The following is a 20,289-nucleotide window of genomic DNA, read 5'->3' on the forward strand; positions in this document are numbered from 1 at the left end:
GCTAAATCCGTAAACGTAATTTGGTTAACGACTTCATAACGTGAATGTCCACCAGCCACTTCATCACCATAGAATATTTCAAGTTCTAGCTGCGTCCCATCATCACGATTCAACGGTACGGTCCCAACACCACCCGCACCCGCCAACATGAGTTGCGCATCATACGGCGTTTTATTCTTCGTTAGTTCCAGCTTCACTTGTTCAAACTCATTATCAGATAGCGGAGTATCTTCTAGTCGTTTACGATTGTTGGCATTCAGAATATCTCGCCAGTGGTCATATAGCCGATCAACTGTGACACCAGAATACTCACTGAGGTAATCCCACCCCTCGCTCTTTAACTTCTCAATCACAGCTTGTTCAAATTTATCTTCCGCCATTTAACTAGTCTTCTTTTCTTTTTTAGTTGTAACTATTTACCAAAACGCCACCACTTTTTAGGTTTAGGTTGTGACTCCGGGGTGCTATTTTCAGGTTCCGGTTGTTTGTCCGACGTCACTTCTTTTTCACCTTCATCATGCGGTGCCATCGTTAAAGCTTTCAAGTCCTTAATTTCTGCCTTGTATTCTTCGAGCAGTTGTTTGTCCTGTAAGGCCAATCTTTGTTGTTGGTCTAATAAATTTTGCATTTGGTTCAATTGCTTAAAGTGTTGTGATTTAGTTTCTTTTAAATCTTCTATTTGTGCATTCTGATACTTAATAATATCATTTAAGTAGTTAATATCTGAATGTTTTAGGTTGGCGTTTTCAAAGTTTTCGGTTTTTGATTCTGGTTGTTGATATGTGTTTTCGGTTTTCGATTTATGGTTGTCGATTCCAGACGAAAACATTGTTCTTATAGCATTTTGTCCGTTTTCGTTAACCAAAAACCGGTTTCCGTTTTTTGAAAACCATTGTTTTCGTTCGCTATCCGAAACTTTTTTGTTAATTGCAGTCTTACTAACTCCTAACTCATCAGCGAGTTCTCGAATTGTTTTTAAATTTTCACTCATGATCTATATCCTGCCTTTTAACGATTGGTAGATACTGTTCAATCGATTTTTTAAGATACTTAGCAATATTCTTTTTCGAATAGTCATCTTGTTTATCTCGGATATATGCCAAGTGTTCTTTCACACCGTTTAAACCACGTAACTCTTTTAATTCGTCATAAAGTGGATAAACATTTTTCTGTAACCCTGACAAAATAGACGTATCCGTCAAATCAATATATGACAACAAGAAATGTTCCATCAGCAATTTTGTATATGGACTTTTCATAGCTTCATATACAAGGTCTTTTTCACTTTCTTCTTGCCTTATCTTACCGTCAATATAAGTTGGATCATCTAACTTGTAACTAATATCATCTGCCACCTGCTTTTTAGTGATATGAAAGACGATACTATCAATGCTGCGTCCTTTTTTAACTTTTTCATATATAACATTAAAGCTGGTATGATTTGTGATTTCTGCTAGAGGTTCTTTCAATACTCTCGTTTCAAAGTGAGTGAATCGTTTGTATTCTGTTATCGTATCAGTCATTTCTCGTAACTCTTTCATACCAATTTCAGGATTACGGTACCTGTCAATTTGTTCTTCTCGGCGTCCACCTTTAACACTATAGTGCTCGTATTGGTTGTAATTCATCGATAACCAACGATACAAAATAACGGCATATTTACTATTCAATTCGGAAATTTCTGACAAGGCATGTTGTGTAAAATTTGTTTTGAGATTAATTAAATAGGGCATAATTTCAGGACTAAATCGAATTAATACCTCATCATGATAATCTGTCCATTCTACATATGGAATTGGCACAATGCTAACAAACTTAAACCCTTTATCTTGTTCTTTTTTAATCTGAAAAAAAGCCTGTTTTTGCATTTTTTCAATTGCCTCTTTAAAACGACTATGCTTATCGTTGTCATCCACTTTAAAGAAAGCAAACATTTCTTTCTTTGATAAATAAACCGTCTGATCCTGAGGTGGATTGTCGGTATCAATTAAAGACACCGCTAGTTCAAACATTTTGAGTGGTGTCTTATCCATCTTGGCAATGGATGTGATTAAACTATTATGTTCAACGACTTTTCTTTTTGATAATTCATTCAAGGTCTCTACCTGCCTTGTCTTTGATTCTGGTATAATAGTCATATAAATACACTCCTTTGGGTGTGTTGTTGGATAAGCATAAAGAAAAACTTTTAGACGGGAATTTCTTTATGCTTTTATTATAACATTATATAGCCACTTATTTTATTTTTTTGTGGCTATATACACAGTTTTTTGTGGCTATATACACAGTTTTTTGTGGCTATATACACAGTTTTTTGTGGCTATATAATACGTGAATGCATTGTTATTACTGTATTTATAACTACGCAAAAGAACAAAAGATTAAAATATAAAAGATAAACTTATAATAGGCTGCGCCTTTTTCCTGCTGAAAAATAAAATCAGAAGATTGACCATACCTAATTTGTGACCGCTGTTTTTAAGGCCATATAAGCGCTTCTAAGCGCAATTAAGCATCATCCATATAAAATACTGTATGTAACGAATAAAACGCCATAAAAGACTAACAAGGAGCTTTTTATGGCGTTTTATTCGTTATAGGTGTTTTTTCGCAGAATATGATTAATGGCTTACTAACCCATAATATTTTATCTACATACGAGGTTAACGTATCTATCCACAATCAAATCACTAGTCTATTCTGAAAATCGTATGACTCAAAACAGTAATGACTAGTTATTTTATTAAATAGCCATAAGATCACAAAATAATGGTATTAAATCTTAAAAAATTTGAATGTACAAGCAATTATTTGCAAGAATCATAACCGAATGAAATGAGGGCAATGCGCACTTACACTCTTGACACCTGTCAAGAGTAGTTTGCCAAGGATTTCATCCTTGGTTTTTCCCTGTCTCAGAAGGCTAACGCCAACAATTAATTAATCACATTATGCAGGATCCAATGGCTATAAGATAACCGGGCACTCATCGTAATTAACCACGGATGATTGACTTCGAAAATTTGTATTTCCGTTTCTAAGTACAGGAGTGTTTTACCATGATTAAAAGTTAAAATCGGTGCTGGAAAATCAGGTCTGGTCGCAACCTGATGTACGCTTTGCCGTGAGTTCATCTCCCAACGTTCTTTTAGATCTTCTCGTGATAAAAGTTTTGGTAACTGCTCTTTCTCAACTAACACTTGTTTTGTGAGTTGTGCCGTTAATTCTTCCTTAGCCGCATTGGGATGCCAATCATTTAAAATATCATATGCGTTATTACCTAAATCTAATTCCATGAATAGTCCTCCTAATGTGTCATGGTTACAAGACAAAATATTCACCGCGGATAGTAAACTTTACTATCATCGCCATGAAATACTTCAATGCTCAAATGGTAATAATTATCATAGATACCAGCTTGATACATCGCTTCCGTGATGTTGTGTAGCATGGGCGGTTCTAAGATACGTTCACGTAGCAACCAGAAATGTTCATTATCATTTTGAATAAACACACAGCACCGTTTATCTCTCACATTAAACACGCGGATTTCACGGCCGTCATCATAGCGAATAATAGCTTGTAAGGCTAAATTATCATTGGTCATGTACTCATCAAAATTAGTCATGATTCATCACCAAAATAATGATCCAGTAATAGATAACCCAGTAAGTCAGTATCACCAGTATTATCCATGGTTGCATCAAAGGCATCTGCAAAATAAGTCTGGCTAGCTGTATCCGGGCCTTGTTTATCTGACACTGTAATGATGTTGTCTAATTGTGCCTTAGTAATCCTAGTCATTAAAAATACCTCCATGGTGGTGCCAAAATGAACAAATACGGGCTAATTTAGGGAGATTAGTTGGCGTTATTACCCAAGATCAATTTGATCTAACCCAAGATAAGTCAGTGTCATAGCCTCACTCGAATGATTCAATAAGTGCATGACTAAGCCAATATTATAATATTTTTACTTATTTAGAACTATTTCATAAACTTGATGGACGTCAAGTTTATATCTCCCAAAAGCTAATACACTTTAGTTGAACTAAAATTAAGGGAGAAATCATATGCAACATAATATTCTTAAACATAAAAATAAAATTATGAGCATCAGTGGCTTACTCATTGCTTTAGGACTAATCGCACACTTTATTTTTGCCAATACAATAATTTCTAATAGTGCTTTTATTATAGCTTCGATATTAGGCGTTACCCCCATTTCTTTACAGGCTTATCAGGCTATGAAGGTAAAAGTAGTAAGTATTGATGTTTTAGTAACGATAGCGGTCATCGGCGCTCTCTTTATTCAAAATTATGAAGAATCAGCAATTGTTACTTTTTTATTTTTATTTGGATCATATTTAGAACAACGAACACTTAACCGAACACGATCAGCTATTAAAGAGTTGACGGAAATGGCTCCAGAAACTGCTTTTAAGCAATTGACAGGGGGACAATTTGCAGAAGTAGATATTGATGAAGTAGAAGAAGGGGATATTCTCCTAGTAAAGACTGGTGCCAAGATTCCCGTAGATGGTCGAGTAACTACTGGAAAAGGATATGTAAATGAGGCTAATATCACAGGTGAATCTTTACCTTTAAAGAAAGAAAAAGACGATGAAGTATTTGCCGGTACTATTATGGACAACGGTACTATTCAAATAGTGGCTGATAGAGTAGGGGAAGATTCTACATTTGGAAAAATTATTGAGTTGGTAGAAGAAGCACAGGATTCTAAATCAGAAGCAGAACGATTCATTGACCAGTTTTCTCACTGGTATACACCTGCAGTACTTACAATTGGGCTGTTGGTTTGGGTATTAACCAAAGATACAGAACTTGCGATTACCGTATTAGTACTTGGTTGCCCAGGAGCCTTGGTAATTGGTGTACCTGTTTCAAATGTTGCGGGGATAGGAAATGGCGCAAAAAATGGTATTTTATTTAAAGGTTCTGAAGTGATTAGTCATTTTGCCAATGCAGATACAGTGTTATTCGATAAAACAGGTACCTTAACTGAAGGAAAGCCTGAAGTGAGCGATATTATTTATTATGGAAATAATCAGGAGGAGGATTCATCTCTATTGCTTTCAGTTGAAAGTGAGTCTGATCATCCATTAGCTGTCGCTATTGTAAATAAATTAGCACAATATAAAGTAAGGCCTATAGAAAATACACAGGTTGTAAAAGGTGGGGGCGTAATTGCTCACGTAGATGGGCACATTGTTTCAGTAGGGAATAAAACCTTAATGAAACAAGAAAGTATACCGCTATCTGATGATGTTCTTAAAAAATTGAATAAATTAGAAAGAACCGGTAATTCAATTGTATTAACGGCAGTTGATCATAAGTTAATCATGTTAATGGGTATCCGCGACAAAGTTCGACCAGGTGTTAAGCAGGACTTACAAAAATTAAAATCACTTGGTATTAAAAATCTCATTGTATTATCAGGTGATAACCAAGGTACAGTTAATTCAGTTAAAAAGGAACTAGGTTTAACCGAAGCCCATGGTGATATGCTACCAGAGGACAAGCAAGCATTTCTAAAAAGACGACAGGACTCAGGTGAAATAGTTGTTTTTATCGGTGACGGCGTTAATGACAGTCCCTCTCTGGCTACTGCAGAGGTAGGTATAGCTATGGGGAATGGAACAGATGTTGCAATTGAAAGTTCAGATATTGTCTTAATGAATTCTAACTTTAATCGCCTTCCTCATGCTTTAGGCCTAGCAAAAGGAACATATGCGAATATGCGACAAAATATTCTAATTGCTGTTGGAGTCGTAATAATACTATTGGTTAGTTTAATATTTAGTGAATGGATGTCCATGTCAATTGGGATGTTGGTTCATGAGGCCAGTATTTTAGTAGTTATTTTAAATGCAATGAGATTAAGAGGTTATCAATTAAGATAATTGATCTATATCAAGTATTTTAAAAAGAATGGCCTATATAATTTACTTAAAGGAGTGATAAATATGACTAAAGCAACATTAAAATTAGAAACATTAACTTGTCCATCATGTTTACAAAAAATCGAACATGGTTTAAAACAAACTGCCGGTGTAAAAAAAGATTCTGTAAAAGTACTTTTCAATGCAAGTAAGGTAAAAGTGGATTTTGATGAAAATCAGGTCAATTTGAATACAATTGAAAAAGCAATTGAAGACTTAGGATACCCAGTAATTAGTTCAAAAGTAAAGGAAGGTGCATAAAATGACAACGGTAAATGAAAGGCAAGAAAAATTAGCTGCCGAACAAGCATATAAAGAACACATTCATCATACTAAGATTAATTCTGCAGCTGTTACAGATCATATACTTGCTAATATTCATACATTACATGTAAAATTGCATCAATATCATTGGTATGTAAAAGGCAAAAATTTCTATGCATTGCATAATGTTTTTGAAAATTTATATAACGAGAATGAGGCATGGTTTGATAAAATTGCAGAACGTTTACTAGCTTCAGGATTTAAGCCAGCATCAACAACTACTGAATTTCAAGAATTTACAACGATTTCTGAAGATTCTTCGGAAAAATATTACACTGCTGATGAGATGGTCTTACAGATAGTAGAAGATTTTAGATCTAATCGTGAATTTACTATTCGTGCAATTCGCTTAGCACAGGAAGAAGAAAATGATGCTTTGGAAGATTCACTAATTAGTTATAAAGCTTATTTAGACGTAAATATTTGGCAACTTCAAGCATTTATTAATAAGGATGCCTTAGAAGACGATGACTATATAGATAACGATTAATTAGGAGGAAAACGGTATGGCAGACCATAATCATCATAGTCATGTAGATTGTATACGTTTAGTGCCGATTTTCAATCATCTCAATGATGAACAAATGCATCTAATTGCTCAATCAGCGCATGAAGTACAATACGTAAATAATGAGCTATTATTTAGGTTTGGTGATAAAGATGACACATTATATATCATAAACAATGGACGTGTACGTATTTATAGCCTAAGTGAGTCTGGTCGTGAGCAAACCATACGTATCCTACATCCGGGTGATTTTATGGGGGAAGTTGCTGTTTTACAGACTGAAGGTTATCATTCGAATTATGCTGAAGCAATATCGGAAACAAGTATTTGTAGGATTCATAAGAAGGATTTAGATCAATATTTAGATCGCTATCCAGAAATCATGCGACGAATATTATCAGATATTACAAAACGGCTACAGTTATCAGAAAAACAAACTGTGCAAGTAAGTACTGAACCTGTTGAAGCTCGAATTATTGATTTTCTATCAGAAAATGTTGAAGATGAAAAAAACCATACTTATGTGACTTTACCCATGTCAAAAAAAGATTTGGCTACTTACCTGGGGACAACTCCAGAAACAATAAGCCGTAAGTTCTCATCATTGGAAGAGAGAGGTCTAATTAAACGGCATACCCAAAAATGTGTTGAGATATTTGATTTAGATGAATTATTATTTGTATCAAGTTAAGTCGATTTATACTTAAAAATAAGGATATCGTTTTAAATGATGAACATGGCGGTACACAGTTCATCGTCACTAACCTAAGTCTTCCACAAAAAGACATCGTCCGTGTTTACCGCAAGCGTGCGGCGATTGAAGATATTATTCGCGAGCTTAAAAGTGGATTTGCCTTTGGCAAAACTGATAGCAGTTCATTTTTCGCCAACAAAGCGCGCATGTGGATCTCAGTAATTGCATCAAACTTGATGCGGTTGATGAAGAGTATTGCGTTGGACGACCAGCAACAATCGTGGACAATCAATACCTTTCGAGACCGTTTGTTAAAAATCGGTGGACGTGTCACTAAGCACGCCCGCAAGGTGATTTTGACGTTAGGTAGCCGCATCCAAGAACAATTCGATGGTCTGTTCTGGCGAGCGTGGGAACGACTAAATGCTTTGTGGCAATAAAACAACGAAGTAGATTTTCAAAAAAATAGCAAAATCTGGCTGGTTTTAGTGTGCCCATTTTTCTCAAAAAACGCTCAATCGAAAAAACACCCTGAAACTGTGCCAAGGTACTGGCAGTTTCAAGGTGTTTTATCGTATTTTACTGATTTAGCTGTGGTTAAAAATTTAGTGCATGAATAATCCGGGTTTTATTTGTTTCGTTTTTGAAACATTTTTAATCCGATGTGAAATTACCGATAATTGGTCACTTTTTTCTTATATATTGGTTTTATCACCACTGAGAGAAACTGGAGAAAATAAATGAAAAAACACGTTTCAGCCATCGTCTACGGTGGCTTAGATGGAATTATCACGACGTTCGCAGTCGTTGCTGGATCGGTCGGTGGTAACGTTTCAAACATCGTTATCATCATTTTGGGATTCTCAAACTTATTAGCCGATGGCTTTTCAATGGGGGCCGGTGCCTACCTGTCAGCAACATCGGATAACAATCAATCAAAAAGTAAAGCATTGGCAGCTGGTATCGCGACATTCATTTCGTTTAACGTCTTCGGTTTAATTCCACTAGGTGCCTACTTAATTACAAATGCGCTCATTCACGACAAAGCCATCGCCTTTCCAATCGCCTTTGTCATCGTCGGTGTCTCTTTGGCGTTGCTAGGCTGGGTGAAGGCCAACCTGTCAGAGCAGAAAGTAAGAACAGAAATTCTACGCACACTTTCTGTCGGGTACGTCGCTGCAATTGTTGCTTATGGCGTTGGTATCTTACTGAATTATTATTTGTAAACAAAAAAACACCTTGAATATTCAAGACGTTTTCCTTTTTAGATATTTAGTTATATGGTAATCAGTTATAGATTATTTAAGTCAAACAATCCTCGACGCTTAGCTTCTTCTTTAGCTGCGTTCATTAAATCAGCAGAGTATAGCGCATCAGGGTGCTTGCCTGTCGATTCGTTAGAAATAATCCGGGTAAAATTTTAAATTATATTTTTAGAACACCTTTAATTGAGTCAACCTGTAATAGCTAACCATGTATACAAAGAAACGATATGTTATATTACGTCATCGAAAATGGTGTCCTTAGGGAGTTACTTTTAGTGGTTACCAACACGCCTGCTGACAAAAAACACTTTTTTGTAAAGAAAACCCCAAACAGGTGAGTAAATCTGTTCGGGGATATCTAGAAAGACGCTCTATGGTCGAGAAAAGTGAGATGGTGTAGAACTTAATACCCGGATTATTCATCAAGACAAACAAAAACCCGCTGAAACAGCAAGTTAATACCGTTTCAGTGGGTTTTGCGCTTTCACCCGTTGGGTGAAAACCATAGGAGCTCTTTGTTATGATATTTTGTTAGTGAAAAACAAACCAAATACTCAAAAATTGGAGCGTCTAAAATTATGACTCAAAAAGTATTACCTAGCAACCCTTTAGTTGCAGTTTCAGACAATGGGGCACCAATTACCTCGGATGGTGGCAACGTGTAATGATGTTGTCTAATTGTGCCTTAGTAATCCTAGTCATTAAAAATACCTCCATAGTGGCGTCAAAATGAACAAATACGGTCTAATTTAGGGAGATTAGTGGGCGTTATTACCCAAAATCAATTTGATCTAACATTGTTTCTCGGCTTGCTTGATCTAACCCAAGATAAGTAAGTGTCATAGCCTCACTCGAATGATTCAATAAGTGCATGACTAAACCAATATTGTAATTTGATTGCGTATAAACGCGATAGGCGCCTGTTTTACGCATGGTATGTGTGCCTAGATAGTTGATGCTTAATAGATCACCAACGCGTGCCATGATCTTATAAAACTGTTTCTCAGTGATATGACGATCTGGATGGGCAGTTGAGGGAAATAACCAATCCGAATTGATATTTTCTTGGACCAGCCAATCATGATATTTCAACAAATCTTGTTGTACTGGCTTTAAATATAACGTGTTTGCTTTACCCGTCTTTTTATCATGAATAAAGGCAGTATTTTTAACAGATCCATCTGGATTATAGATATCTGATTTTTTTAACATCATCACATCACTAACACGTAGTAGGGTTGCTTTACCAACTTGAAAAATGGTGTAGTTACGGCGACCAGCACGAAAACTATCTAGTAAGGTGTCTTGCACCATTTTTAAGACGTTGGAGTCTTTGATGGGGAGGACAATTTGTTGCACCATTAGCTACTCCTTTAAAGTTAATAATTTGACTGATGATAGCGTATCTGCTATCATGTTGTTATGGAAAAATTTGAGTTTGATTATTACGATTGGGCTGAATTTGAACAGTTCTTAGATCAATTACCTGATAAAGATGCTGCTAAATTAATTGCAACCATTCAAAATATTGAAAATAATGGCCTCTTAGTTGCGGAAAGACAATTATGGGTAAAAAAGCTAGAAAATAATCTCTATGAAATTCGTTCTAAACGATCTTCAAACATTCAAAGGGCTATTTACTTTCAAGTCAAAGGTAGTCAATACATTATTACTAACGCCTTCACGAAAAAAACGCAAAAGACACCTGAAAATGAAAAGCAAATCGCTCGGAATAGACGCAGTCAGTATTTGAATAAGGAGGAAAATCAATGAGTAAACTTGATGCATACGTTGCTGAACGTAGTAAAAAAAATCCTGAATTTGCACAAATTGTTGAGCAAGAAAATATCAATTTAGAGGTAGCAGTGAAAGTTCGTGACCTTCGTGCAAATATGGGATTGAGCCAACGTGAATTTGCCAATTTGATTGGTAAACCACAATCAACGATTGCACGCATCGAAAATGGTTCGATGAATGCTTCGACAAAAATACTATCTGAGATCGCCCAAGCAACAAACCAACGGTTGACCATTCAATTTAGTCCAGCATTTTAAAATCTATTATAACATTAAACAAAAAAACAGCCCCCATTATCTAGTGACTAGATAATGGGGGCTGTTTTAATCAGTTTTCAAAGGGGCGATTTAATTATCGCCCCTTTTAGATAATTTACCATCTGCGATTTCTAAAAATAGAATGTTGTCATCCGCTTTAAAGAAGCAAACATTACTTTGATAAATAAACCGTCTGATATTGAGGGGATTGTCGGTATCAATTAAAGAAACAGCTAATTCAAACACCTTTCTTTTTGATAATTCATTAAAAATTCACACCTGCCTTATCTTGGATCCTGATATGGACAATAAATTTGCGTTAAAAGAATTGAATTATATATAATTGATTGAGGGGGATCATAGTATGAAAATATCAGAATATTGCTGCAATAATTTGTACAAAAAATAACATCCAAATTGGGAATTAGATTCAAAAATTATTTCTAAATAATTTTAATTACTTAATTATTTTAGATCCTGATTTGTGATTCGATCACATAATTAAATTATTGAATAGCAAGGTGAATAATGAAACATTTTAGTAATATTATTATTGGATTTGGAAAAGCGGGTAAAACACTTGCAGGAACACTTGCAAAGCACGGTGAAGAAGTATTAATTATTGAAAAAGATCCCAACATGTATGGCGGGACTTGTATCAATGTTGCTTGTTTACCGACTAAAAACATGATTATTAATGCCCACCGGGGTATAGAATATGAAGTCGCTTTAAAAAAGAAAAATGCCCTAACAGCAATGCTACGTAATAAAAATTACCATAAGGTGGCTGATTTACAAGAAGCCACTGTTTTAACAGCTACTGCTGAATTTTTGGATGACCATACGGTACGAGTATCTGATAACTCAGGGCAGGAAACTTTAACTGCAGATCGTATTTTTATTAATACAGGAGCAACACCAATTTGGCCTAATATTGATGGATTGCTTGCTAGTAAACATGTTTATTCGTCCACAGACTTACTTGTAAAAGATAAACAATTAAAGGAATTAGTTATTCTTGGTAGTGGACCGATTGGCTTGGAATTTGCATCGATGTATGCACAATTTGGTAGCCATGTGACCATCATTGATAAATCATCTAAGATTTTAGGACACTTTGAGCCTGAAATTGCCGAACAAGCTAAAAATGATTTAGAGGAAGATGGTGTATCCTTTTTGTTAGAAAGCAACTTAACTGGTGTAAATGATACACTAAATGGTGTTACATTAACTATAAGCACACCAAAAGGGATTAAAAATATACAGGCCGATGGGTTATTAGTTGCTACGGGACGTAAAGCTAATGTGACCGATTTGCACCTAGAAAGAACTAGTATTAAAACAGGTAGTCACGGTGAAATTTTAGTCAATGATATACTAGAAACAGATGCTAAAGATGTCTATGCTTTAGGTGATGTTACCGGCGGGCCACAATTCACGTATATTTCGTTAGATGATTGGCGTATTATGGCTAATCATCTATATGGCGATAAGACACGAAGTCGTTTAAATCGACCAGTATTTGCGAATACTATTTTTCTAAATCCGGCTATTAGCAGTGTCGGAAAAACAGAGGCACAGCTGAATGAGGCAGGCATTGATTATAAAGTACTGAAGATGCCAGCAGCTAGTGTTCCTAAGACACAAGTAATTGGTAATCCAAGAGGTAGCTATAAAGCATTAATAGATCCACAGACACATCAAATTTTGGGTACAACCATTTATGCTGAGGAATCATTTGAGACGATTAATATCATTAGTCTAGCGATGCAAAATCATCTTTCAGCTGAGACTTTGCGCGATCAAATATACACGCATCCAACAATGACGGAAGCATTAAATGATTTGTTTGATCAAATTTAATAAATCATTTATAACAAATTAAAACAAAAATACTCAAGGTCTTATCTAAATGCCTAACTTTTTTATGGCACTTCAGTATACCCTAGTGGTTTTTTGTTTTGGTACATGATACATTGCACCAATGGGTCACGCCGTGACATGGCAATTTATCATTGTATGATCACCTTCAGTGAGAGCATGTCATGCAGAACGCTATCCTCTGGGGCAAGCTGGTGTGAGATTAACCACATAAAATACAACGAAAAAAGATGATCTTATACTTAAAAAATGGACAATTTTTTGAGTATAAGATCATTTTTGTCTGTAATTATTTTGATAGTTGCTGGTTGGCTATTTTTTTGTATCCAAAAACCAATAATCACGAAAGTCACCAACTAGTTTTGAATAGGGATAGCCAATTATTCCTTGGCTTTGTAGCTTATTCGATAAATATTCTTTCAAAATCCAAGGATCTTCAGGTGAGACGTGATCTAGTTCTAATATTTGATTGACTTTTTGTACAGAAGTATTTAAGTAAATGGCTGCATGTTCAATAGTCAAATGACTTAATTTTAGATTTTGACGAAGCTCTTTACTAGTATTGATATGCTCTATAAAATTTAAAGACATTTTATTCCTCTCTTTCGCTATTAAAATCATGCTGACGAGAAGGCTGATTCAGCCATTCACAAGAGTTGTTAATTATTCAGATATGAATTTTTCGCCAGTCATATATGCACCGTGTTTTAAGAAAATAACGGTAGCCAATCCTGCTATACCATCATCAATGAGTGCATGACTAAACCAATATTGTAATTTGACTGTGTATAGACACGATAAGCGCCTGTTTTACGCATGGTGTGCGTGCCTAAATAGTTGATACCTAGTAGATTACCAATACGCGCCATCACTTTATAAAACTGTTTCTCGGTGATATGGCGATCATGATGGTCTGTCGAGGGGAATAACCACTCAGAATTGATATTTTCTTGGACCAGCCAATCATGATATTGCAACAAGTCTTGCTGAACAGGCTTTAAATATAACGTGTTTGCTTTACCGGTCTTTTTATCATGAATAAAGGCTGTATTTTTGACAGATCCATCTGGATTATAGACATCTGATTTTTTTAATGCCATGACATCACTCACACGTAGTAGCGTGGCCTTACCAACTTGAAAAATGGTGTAATTTCGGCGACCAGCACGGAAACTATCGAGAAGTGTATCTTGTACCATCTTTAAAACGTTAGAGTCTTTGATGGGTAGGATAATTTGTTGCGCCATGATTCATATATAGCTTTCTGAAATTAAATAATTAAATTGTTTATTTATTGATGACCAGGACCGTATTTCTAAACTTCTTTTATGGTTTATTATATAACTTAACGAAGAAACAGCCCCCATTATCTACTAGTCAGATAATGGGGGCTGTTTTAATAGTCTTTTCGAGGGGTCATTATGTAAAAATGGACCCTAATATTAATTTAAATGTTTCTGAAGTCGTATAAAAGGTCAGATAGTGTCTGGTTTTTTTGTATGAAATTTAGTAAATACTTTCTAGTTATTATAAATTGTTCACCGGAACCTTTAACTTTAGTTGCTAATAGTTGCTCTTGATCAGGATTTGGTTCTGGACCTGTTATTTGAAAACTATGGATTATTCGGTCACGCTGCTCTACAAGTTCTGAAAACAGACTAATTATATTTTCTGGAATAACATCGGAATATTGTTCTTTCATAACTTTATGCAGAATATTCCCTGAAGTTCGATCAATTAATTCCCACCAGTTGTGTTGATCACCACTGATTTTAAGTATATTTTCTATAATAAAAGCATTGTTGGAGTTAAAAACACTTATAGCAGAACCAAGAAGCTCCCTATAATCATCATTCGGTAATGACTGTCTTGTATATTTTTCGTACATTATGTTTCACCTCTTTTAACATCTAATATAGAAATGTAAATGATTAAGTCGTTCGTCACCCTTGTCATGCGGAGAGGGGGTGAAAGCTATGTACGATTTAATCGACAACATATCTCTAAGATTATTAGATCATGCTTTAGATTAATTATTACTATAGGGTCTATCTATAGTATAGACCCTATACAAACATATTTTGTAAAAAGCCTTTTTTCTGTTCTTTCAACAAATCTAACTTACGCTGATTAGCAGTGATAAGGTTATCCATTTGACCTAGAAACTTTCCAATCAACTCTTGTTCAGCTTCATCAGGCACCATGATAGGCAGAGTTTTTACTTCCTCAGATGTGACTGAATCAAATGTTGATCCGGAACTCATGCGAGCCCAATAGCCTTTAGATTGAACCTGTTTTAGCGATTGGAAAATAAATTCATTGCCCTTGATGCCGGCAACGCCTCGGCCCAAAACCACGTCATACGCGGTTTTACCAACTTCACCAACGGGGGCTCGAACACTCAAAATTAAGTTACCGGCTTCAGCGGTCTTCGTTACTTGAGTTGTCCAAACTCGTGGCGATACGAACCCATTGTTCATATCAGCGTTACCCTGAACCAAGATATGATCCTCGGGATTGTCTGTATAATTTTCCGATTTTGGTGACGTTCCCATGGTAACTGGAGCTACTTGATTTAACTCACGCTGTACCCAATCGTCAGCAAACCCCGCAAATCGCAATTCAGGAACTTTGGCACCATTTTTAGGGAACATTTTTTGCAAGTAGCCTTTTTTCTGTTCCTTGAGTAGATCTAACTTACGTTGATGAAGAGCGATAGTGTCATCTAAATGTTTGAAGAATGAACCGATTTTTTGTTGTTCTTCTTTTGTAGGGAATAGAAAATTTAAACTTTTAATAACTTGGCTATTTAATTTAGGTTGTGCAGTTCCACTATTGTATTTTTCATAATTTTGTTTTTCTAAAAGTTGAACTAAAAAATTATTTGATCCATCTTTCATAGCCATTATATGCGCGTGATTGTTTAACCAAAATTTACCTTGTGTTAAATAAGCAATGGGACTATTTCTCATAGTGATGTTGGCTCCATCTTCAGCTAATAAAACAAATTCCCCATCAAATATATAATCTTCAACGTAATCAATTATTCCTGTTGCACCATAATATGGATATTCTCCCTGTTTTCTGAGAGAAGAATCAATTGGTATTCTCTGACCGTTATAAAAGATCGCTACTTCATTTAACTTACGCTCTTCCCAAGCATCACTATAACCATTAAATCGAATTTGCGGCACTTTATTACTCATCCTTGCCTCCCAATAATTGCTTAGCTGATGCGATAATCGCCTGGCTATCGTCTGTAACCGCTAAATCATTAATCATCGCTAATAAGTCAGATTCACTTTGCGCAATGTCACGATTAACATCAACGAGATCCTGGCTAACAGCCACCAAATCAACAGGTTCTTCTTCTTCGAACGTGTCCACATAACGTGGAATGTTGAGGTTAAAGTCGTTTTCCTTAATTTCTTCAAAACTGGCCACGTGCGCATACTTAGCAACGTCTTCACGCTTTAAGAACGTCTCCACAATTAAGTCCACGTCCTCTTGGCGCAACTTGTTATTGTTCTTCTGCTTTTCAAAGCCCTTTGAAGCATCAATAAAGAGCACATCGTCAGTGGTACGGTTCTTTTCCAAAATCATAATAATGGTTGGAATCCCCGTATTCGTAAAGATCTTTTCGGGCAACCCAATCACCGCTGAAATATTGCGATTTTCCAGTAATGCTTGGCGAATACGACCTTCAGCGGCGCCACGGAACAACACCCCGTGTGGTAAAACAATCGCCATCCGGCCATCTTGCTTCAAGTGATACAAGCCGTGTTGTAAGAACGCAAAGTCAGCCTTTGACTTAGGCGCAATGCCGGCCTTGAAGCGGGGGTCATCTTCCCGATTGTCGTTATCCCACTTAAGTGAGTAAGGGGGGTTCGCCATCACGGCATCAAACATACGTGGGCTATCCACCCCACTTTGGACCCCATCAGGCCAGTCTGGACTCAAGGTATCTGCATTATGGATATTGATATCGTTATACTCCACCCCGTGCATCATCAAGTTAATTCGGCCCAAGTTATAGGTTGTCGTGATAACTTCTTGCCCATAGTACTTAATGGCTCCACGTACGCCAGCATTCTTCATGTATGACGCAGTTGTCAAAAGCAATGAACCTGAACCCATGGCTGGGTCATAAAGGCTGTAAGTTGGCATCTCTTCACGACCAGCCGTTAAAATACGCGCCATGATATCTGACACTTGGTGTGGCGTATAGAACTCGCCGGCCTTCGCACCAGAATTAGCCGCAAACATCCCAATCAAGTATTCGTATAGATCACCCAACACATCGGCATCTTCATCCAATTCGATTTGGTCAATCAAACTAATCCAATCCATCAAGGTCTTCGTCCGCGTTTGCGTATTGCTACCAAGACGGCTTGAGGCCAAGTCCATGTCGTCAAAGATACCTTCAAAAGTGGCCTTGGCCCCTTGTTGAATGCCTTGGTTAAAGTGCACCAACGCATCTGCCACGTTGGTAATATTGAATTGATCCACGTTAATGGCTGCTTGCCAGTCACTAAAGAGTTCGCCTGGTTGAATCACATACCCCAACTTGGTTTGCATAAAAGCCGCGGCCTTTTCAGGATTCTGTTCCCAGACTGAGGCCCAAGTTTCGCCACGCAATTGCTGATCCAGCCATGTTTGCGCCTTTTCAGATAGAAACTTATAGAACATCAACCCGAAAATATAGTTCTTATATTCAGACGGTTCAATCTTACCGCGGGTCTCGTTCAATGTTTTCCAAATTAATGCTTGTTTATCTGCTGTTAATGCCATGTTTAGCCCTTTTCTATGATGAGTAATTTATTTTTTGGTGATTTTAGCAAAGTAGTTCAGTAGCGACTCTTCAAAGTCAGCTAGCTCAAAGAAACCAATGTCCAATCGACTCTCTAAGTCTTGTAAATATTGATTCAGCGCCGTGTTATCCACTAACGCGATGCCAGGTCGGTATAGCTCGTAAGCTGCTAGAATATCGTTCCCATTGTAATCATGGTCGGCTGCCCACTTGTAGAGTTTAAGATCTTGTTGTGCGGTACGGATCGCCTTCCGAACTGACTTCAGTATCTCAGTCGTAAAATGCTCCTGATACTCCCCGTTCTCAATGCCATCTAAGACTTGCCCAATCTCTTCACGATTATCTTGATCTAAGGGTTGTACATGCTCTTCAACAGCTGCACGGTTGGCAACACTGGTTTCATCCATATACGCATTCAATAAATCGACTAGTTTATCGTAGTTGATAATTTCATTCGCAAATGATTGCAACACCAGCTTGATATTCGTTAAATCAACTTGCTTGTCGGGTGGCAAAACCTCATTGACATCGTTCATGCGTGCTTGCAGTGAACTTAGCTGCGTCGCACTCTCAATGCCTAGTGTAATAGGTCCATCCGGTCCATCAACAGTGTTTCCTAAGGCATATCCTTGTTGCACTAATTGTTGGACTTGCGAGTTGACTTGGGCCGCTGTCACGGCAAACTCGACTTGTTCTTTTTCAGAACGCGGCATCTGTGAAAAATCATCGCCTGCTAACTGCTGCAAACGCTTGATTTGGGGGTTCAAGTCGATAATTTTATCAGCTGCCTTAGGCGCCAAAATTCTTTCATCAATCAACTTTTTTTGTTCCTGATCATCCGGGGTATTCCCCGCATCCGCTAAGGTATCATTGCCCCCTTTGGTATAGATAACCAACGCATCCTTCACTTTTTCTTCCATGACCGCACCCTGACGATAAAAACGTACTTTACCATAAGGTTTAGCTGTCTTATCAATTGTCCGGTTCGTTCGTGACATGGCTTGAATCAGGGGACCTTCACCCAAAATCTTATCCATGTAGATGATATTAACGAATTTTGAATCAAATCCTGTTAATAATTGATCTGACACAATAATCAAGTCCAATCGATCGGCATCATTACCCTTGTTATAAGGTTTCTTACGGGCAATGCGCTTGGTCATATCATTGAGGTACGCCCGTTGTGGATCCTTGTCCTCTAAGAAATTACGTGTGCCGTAGAACGTCATGTAGTCTTGCATCGCTTGCTTTAGAGCAGCTTGTAAGTCTGATGCGCCTGTTCCATTGGCTTCATCACGCGAATAGGTCATAGCAACACGTAACTCAGGTGCTAGTTGCTTGAAAAGACTGTAATAAGAAGCAACGGCTTGCTTACCCGATACGGCTAACATGCCTTGGAATTGATTCGGCTCGCGGACACCCATATTAATTGGTCCGCTAGCATTCGTAGCCCAATTACGCTGAATATCTGCCACAACGGCTTGGCGGAATGGCAGACTGGCATATACTTCTTTTTCCAGTTCCTTTTCAGTTAAACCACTATCCATATCGTGTTCAAAATCAGTCTCATAATACGTCACATCAAACCCAAGGACGTTACCGTCACCAATAGCGTCCTTAATCGTATACCGGTGTAAACGCGGCCCGAAAATATCATAGGTTGAAACATCCTTAGAGGTTTTCACGTCATGGACTTCATCGCTATAAAAATTAGGCGTCCCTGTAAACCCAAACCAAGTGGTTTTTAGTAACGCTTGTTTAATTCGGCTGACGGCATCACCACTGGCTGATCGGTGGGCCTCATCCATTAAAATAACCATCCGCCTATTAGAGGCCAGACCTGATTTAATCGCCTTATCCAATCCTTGTACCGTAATCAAATAGATATGGGCCGTGTGATCGTGCTTAAGGGCACGCTTTAGTTCACTCCCATTCACCACTTGAATCCGATTTTCAAAGGTCTTATAGGCAAATGACTTAAAGTTTTCATAGGTCTGATTGACTAAGTCAACCCGATCCACAATAAACAAAACATCTTCAACTCTTGGTCGTGAAGCTAGTATTTGCGCCACTTTAAATGAGGTGACTGTTTTACCAGAACCCGTGGTGTGCCAAACGTAGCCCCCTTCTTTTTCAACCAACCCGTTTTGGTCCATTTCACGCATGCGATCTAAAATTTGCCGCGTTGCTTGAATCTGATACGAGCGCATGACCATTAAGTTATCATTGGCTGCATCCGGAATCATATTCACAGTTACCAAGCGGTGCAAAGCTGGAATACCCATCACCTCATGAATAAAGGTCATCGTATTCGTGACATCCTTGCCGTCATCATCACGCCAACCAAAGGCAAAATCACGGTTATAAGAGTGGCTATTCTTTGGTCGTGCAAAATAGTGCGCTGAATTTTGCGACAAGACAAACTGCACTTGCACAAAAGAAAAGAGTCCCGTGTACATGCCGTCACCGTCATACTTTTGGAACTGTTCAAACGCATTCCATTGGTTTTGCAAGGACTCATCTTTTTCTTCAATGTGAGCCACAGGTAGCCCGTTAATCAGCAACATGATATCAATTCGACGCTTAGAGCTGAGACTCGTGGCTAAATCCGTAAACGTAATTTGGTTAACGACTTCATAACGTGAATGTCCACCAGCCACTTCATCACCATAGAATATTTCAAGTTCTAGCTGCGTCCCATCATCACGATTCAACGGTACGGTCCCAACACCACCCGCACCCGCCAACATGAGTTGCGCATCATACGGCGTTTTATTCTTCGTTAGTTCCA

The 20,289-nt window shown here is 37.5% G+C and carries 20 protein-coding genes and 2 pseudogenes; 9 read left to right on the forward strand and 13 right to left on the reverse strand.

The genetic code is table 11. The features are described 5' to 3' along the window. The 6 genes and pseudogenes from C6P11_RS10620 to C6P11_RS10645 all read right to left on the reverse strand — a co-directional run. Positions 1-380 (reverse strand): annotated as a pseudogene (locus C6P11_RS10620) (type I restriction endonuclease subunit R); the annotation flags it as partial. Positions 381-412: 32 nt separating this feature from the next. After that, the gene (locus tag C6P11_RS10625; RefSeq protein ID WP_135520966.1) at positions 413-991 is read right to left on the reverse strand and encodes a DNA-binding protein; all 579 of its coding nucleotides are present in this window, start codon (positions 989-991) and stop codon (positions 413-415) included. Continuing rightward, positions 984-2,138, reverse strand: a complete 1,155-nt coding sequence (locus tag C6P11_RS10630; protein ID WP_135520969.1) for a RepB family plasmid replication initiator protein — start codon at positions 2,136-2,138, stop codon at positions 984-986. The genes C6P11_RS10625 and C6P11_RS10630 overlap by 8 nt, the downstream gene beginning before the upstream one ends. A 798-nt stretch (positions 2,139-2,936) precedes the next feature. Then, positions 2,937-3,296, reverse strand: coding sequence for a hypothetical protein (locus tag C6P11_RS10635; RefSeq protein ID WP_010372444.1), 360 nt, complete (start codon positions 3,294-3,296; stop codon positions 2,937-2,939). Positions 3,297-3,337: 41 nt separating this feature from the next. Then, the gene (locus C6P11_RS10640; protein ID WP_043710996.1) at positions 3,338-3,628 is read right to left on the reverse strand and encodes a hypothetical protein; all 291 of its coding nucleotides are present in this window, start codon (positions 3,626-3,628) and stop codon (positions 3,338-3,340) included. Further along, positions 3,625-3,804 carry a hypothetical protein gene (locus C6P11_RS10645; RefSeq protein ID WP_135520971.1) on the reverse strand — a complete coding sequence of 60 codons (180 nt, stop codon included), beginning with the start codon at positions 3,802-3,804 and terminating at the stop codon, positions 3,625-3,627. The genes C6P11_RS10640 and C6P11_RS10645 overlap by 4 nt, the downstream gene beginning before the upstream one ends. Positions 3,805-4,072: 268 nt before the next feature. Between C6P11_RS10645 and C6P11_RS10650 the strand changes: the two genes are divergently transcribed. The 6 genes from C6P11_RS10650 (at position 4,073) to C6P11_RS10675 (ending at position 8,714) form a co-directional block, all read left to right on the forward strand. Beyond that, entirely contained in the window at positions 4,073-5,923 is a 1,851-nt protein-coding gene (locus tag C6P11_RS10650) for a heavy metal translocating P-type ATPase (RefSeq protein WP_135520973.1), read from the forward strand. A gap of 63 nt (positions 5,924-5,986) precedes the next feature. Further along, positions 5,987-6,223, forward strand: coding sequence for a heavy-metal-associated domain-containing protein (locus C6P11_RS10655; RefSeq protein ID WP_010276741.1), 237 nt, complete (start codon positions 5,987-5,989; stop codon positions 6,221-6,223). A gap of 1 nt (position 6,224) precedes the next feature. Further along, positions 6,225-6,776, forward strand: coding sequence for a Dps family protein (locus tag C6P11_RS10660; protein ID WP_042493564.1), 552 nt, complete (start codon positions 6,225-6,227; stop codon positions 6,774-6,776). A 16-nt stretch (positions 6,777-6,792) separates the two neighbouring features. Continuing rightward, the gene (locus C6P11_RS10665) at positions 6,793-7,485 is read left to right on the forward strand and encodes a Crp/Fnr family transcriptional regulator (protein ID WP_135520975.1); all 693 of its coding nucleotides are present in this window, start codon (positions 6,793-6,795) and stop codon (positions 7,483-7,485) included. Positions 7,486-7,547: 62 nt separating this feature from the next. Continuing rightward, a complete protein-coding gene (locus tag C6P11_RS10670; protein ID WP_280950217.1) occupies positions 7,548-7,928 on the forward strand; it encodes a transposase in 381 nt (126 codons plus the stop codon). Between the two features lie 300 nt (positions 7,929-8,228). Beyond that, on the forward strand, positions 8,229-8,714 hold the full coding sequence (locus C6P11_RS10675; protein WP_004903726.1) for a VIT1/CCC1 transporter family protein: 486 nt from the start codon (positions 8,229-8,231) through the stop codon (positions 8,712-8,714). An 810-nt stretch (positions 8,715-9,524) separates the two neighbouring features. On the opposite strand, the gene C6P11_RS10680 is transcribed toward C6P11_RS10675, so the two are convergent. Next, positions 9,525-10,115 (reverse strand): site-specific integrase, encoded by a 591-nt coding sequence (locus C6P11_RS10680; protein WP_135520979.1) that lies wholly within the window; start codon positions 10,113-10,115, stop codon positions 9,525-9,527. A 60-nt stretch (positions 10,116-10,175) separates the two neighbouring features. Between C6P11_RS10680 and C6P11_RS10685 the strand changes: the two genes are divergently transcribed. The 3 genes from C6P11_RS10685 (at position 10,176) to C6P11_RS10695 (ending at position 12,670) form a co-directional block, all read left to right on the forward strand. Next, positions 10,176-10,526, forward strand: coding sequence for a type II toxin-antitoxin system RelE/ParE family toxin (locus C6P11_RS10685; RefSeq protein ID WP_135387623.1), 351 nt, complete (start codon positions 10,176-10,178; stop codon positions 10,524-10,526). After that, on the forward strand, positions 10,523-10,807 hold the full coding sequence (locus tag C6P11_RS10690) for a helix-turn-helix domain-containing protein (protein WP_004903734.1): 285 nt from the start codon (positions 10,523-10,525) through the stop codon (positions 10,805-10,807). Before C6P11_RS10685 ends, C6P11_RS10690 begins: the two co-directional genes overlap by 4 nt. A gap of 528 nt (positions 10,808-11,335) precedes the next feature. Further along, on the forward strand, positions 11,336-12,670 hold the full coding sequence (locus tag C6P11_RS10695) for an FAD-dependent oxidoreductase (RefSeq protein ID WP_135520981.1): 1,335 nt from the start codon (positions 11,336-11,338) through the stop codon (positions 12,668-12,670). A gap of 330 nt (positions 12,671-13,000) precedes the next feature. On the opposite strand, the gene C6P11_RS10700 is transcribed toward C6P11_RS10695, so the two are convergent. The 6 genes and pseudogenes from C6P11_RS10700 to C6P11_RS10725 all read right to left on the reverse strand — a co-directional run. Next, a complete protein-coding gene (locus C6P11_RS10700) occupies positions 13,001-13,279 on the reverse strand; it encodes a DUF2316 family protein (RefSeq protein ID WP_135520983.1) in 279 nt (92 codons plus the stop codon). A 155-nt stretch (positions 13,280-13,434) separates the two neighbouring features. Further along, positions 13,435-13,935: pseudogene (locus C6P11_RS10705) on the reverse strand (tyrosine-type recombinase/integrase); the annotation flags it as partial. A gap of 200 nt (positions 13,936-14,135) precedes the next feature. Continuing rightward, positions 14,136-14,576 (reverse strand): selenium binding protein, encoded by a 441-nt coding sequence (locus C6P11_RS10710; protein WP_135520985.1) that lies wholly within the window; start codon positions 14,574-14,576, stop codon positions 14,136-14,138. 178 nt (positions 14,577-14,754) lie between these two features. Continuing rightward, the gene (locus tag C6P11_RS10715; RefSeq protein ID WP_135520987.1) at positions 14,755-15,894 is read right to left on the reverse strand and encodes a restriction endonuclease subunit S; all 1,140 of its coding nucleotides are present in this window, start codon (positions 15,892-15,894) and stop codon (positions 14,755-14,757) included. After that, positions 15,887-17,479 (reverse strand): type I restriction-modification system subunit M, encoded by a 1,593-nt coding sequence (locus C6P11_RS10720; protein ID WP_135520989.1) that lies wholly within the window; start codon positions 17,477-17,479, stop codon positions 15,887-15,889. The genes C6P11_RS10715 and C6P11_RS10720 overlap by 8 nt, the downstream gene beginning before the upstream one ends. Before the next feature lie 27 nt (positions 17,480-17,506). Beyond that, positions 17,507-20,289: DEAD/DEAH box helicase family protein (locus tag C6P11_RS10725; protein ID WP_135520990.1), on the reverse strand; the 2,783-nt coding region annotated here is incomplete at its 5' end.

This window comes from Weissella confusa, assembly GCF_004766315.1.
GTDB lineage: Bacteria > Bacillota > Bacilli > Lactobacillales > Lactobacillaceae > Weissella > Weissella confusa_A.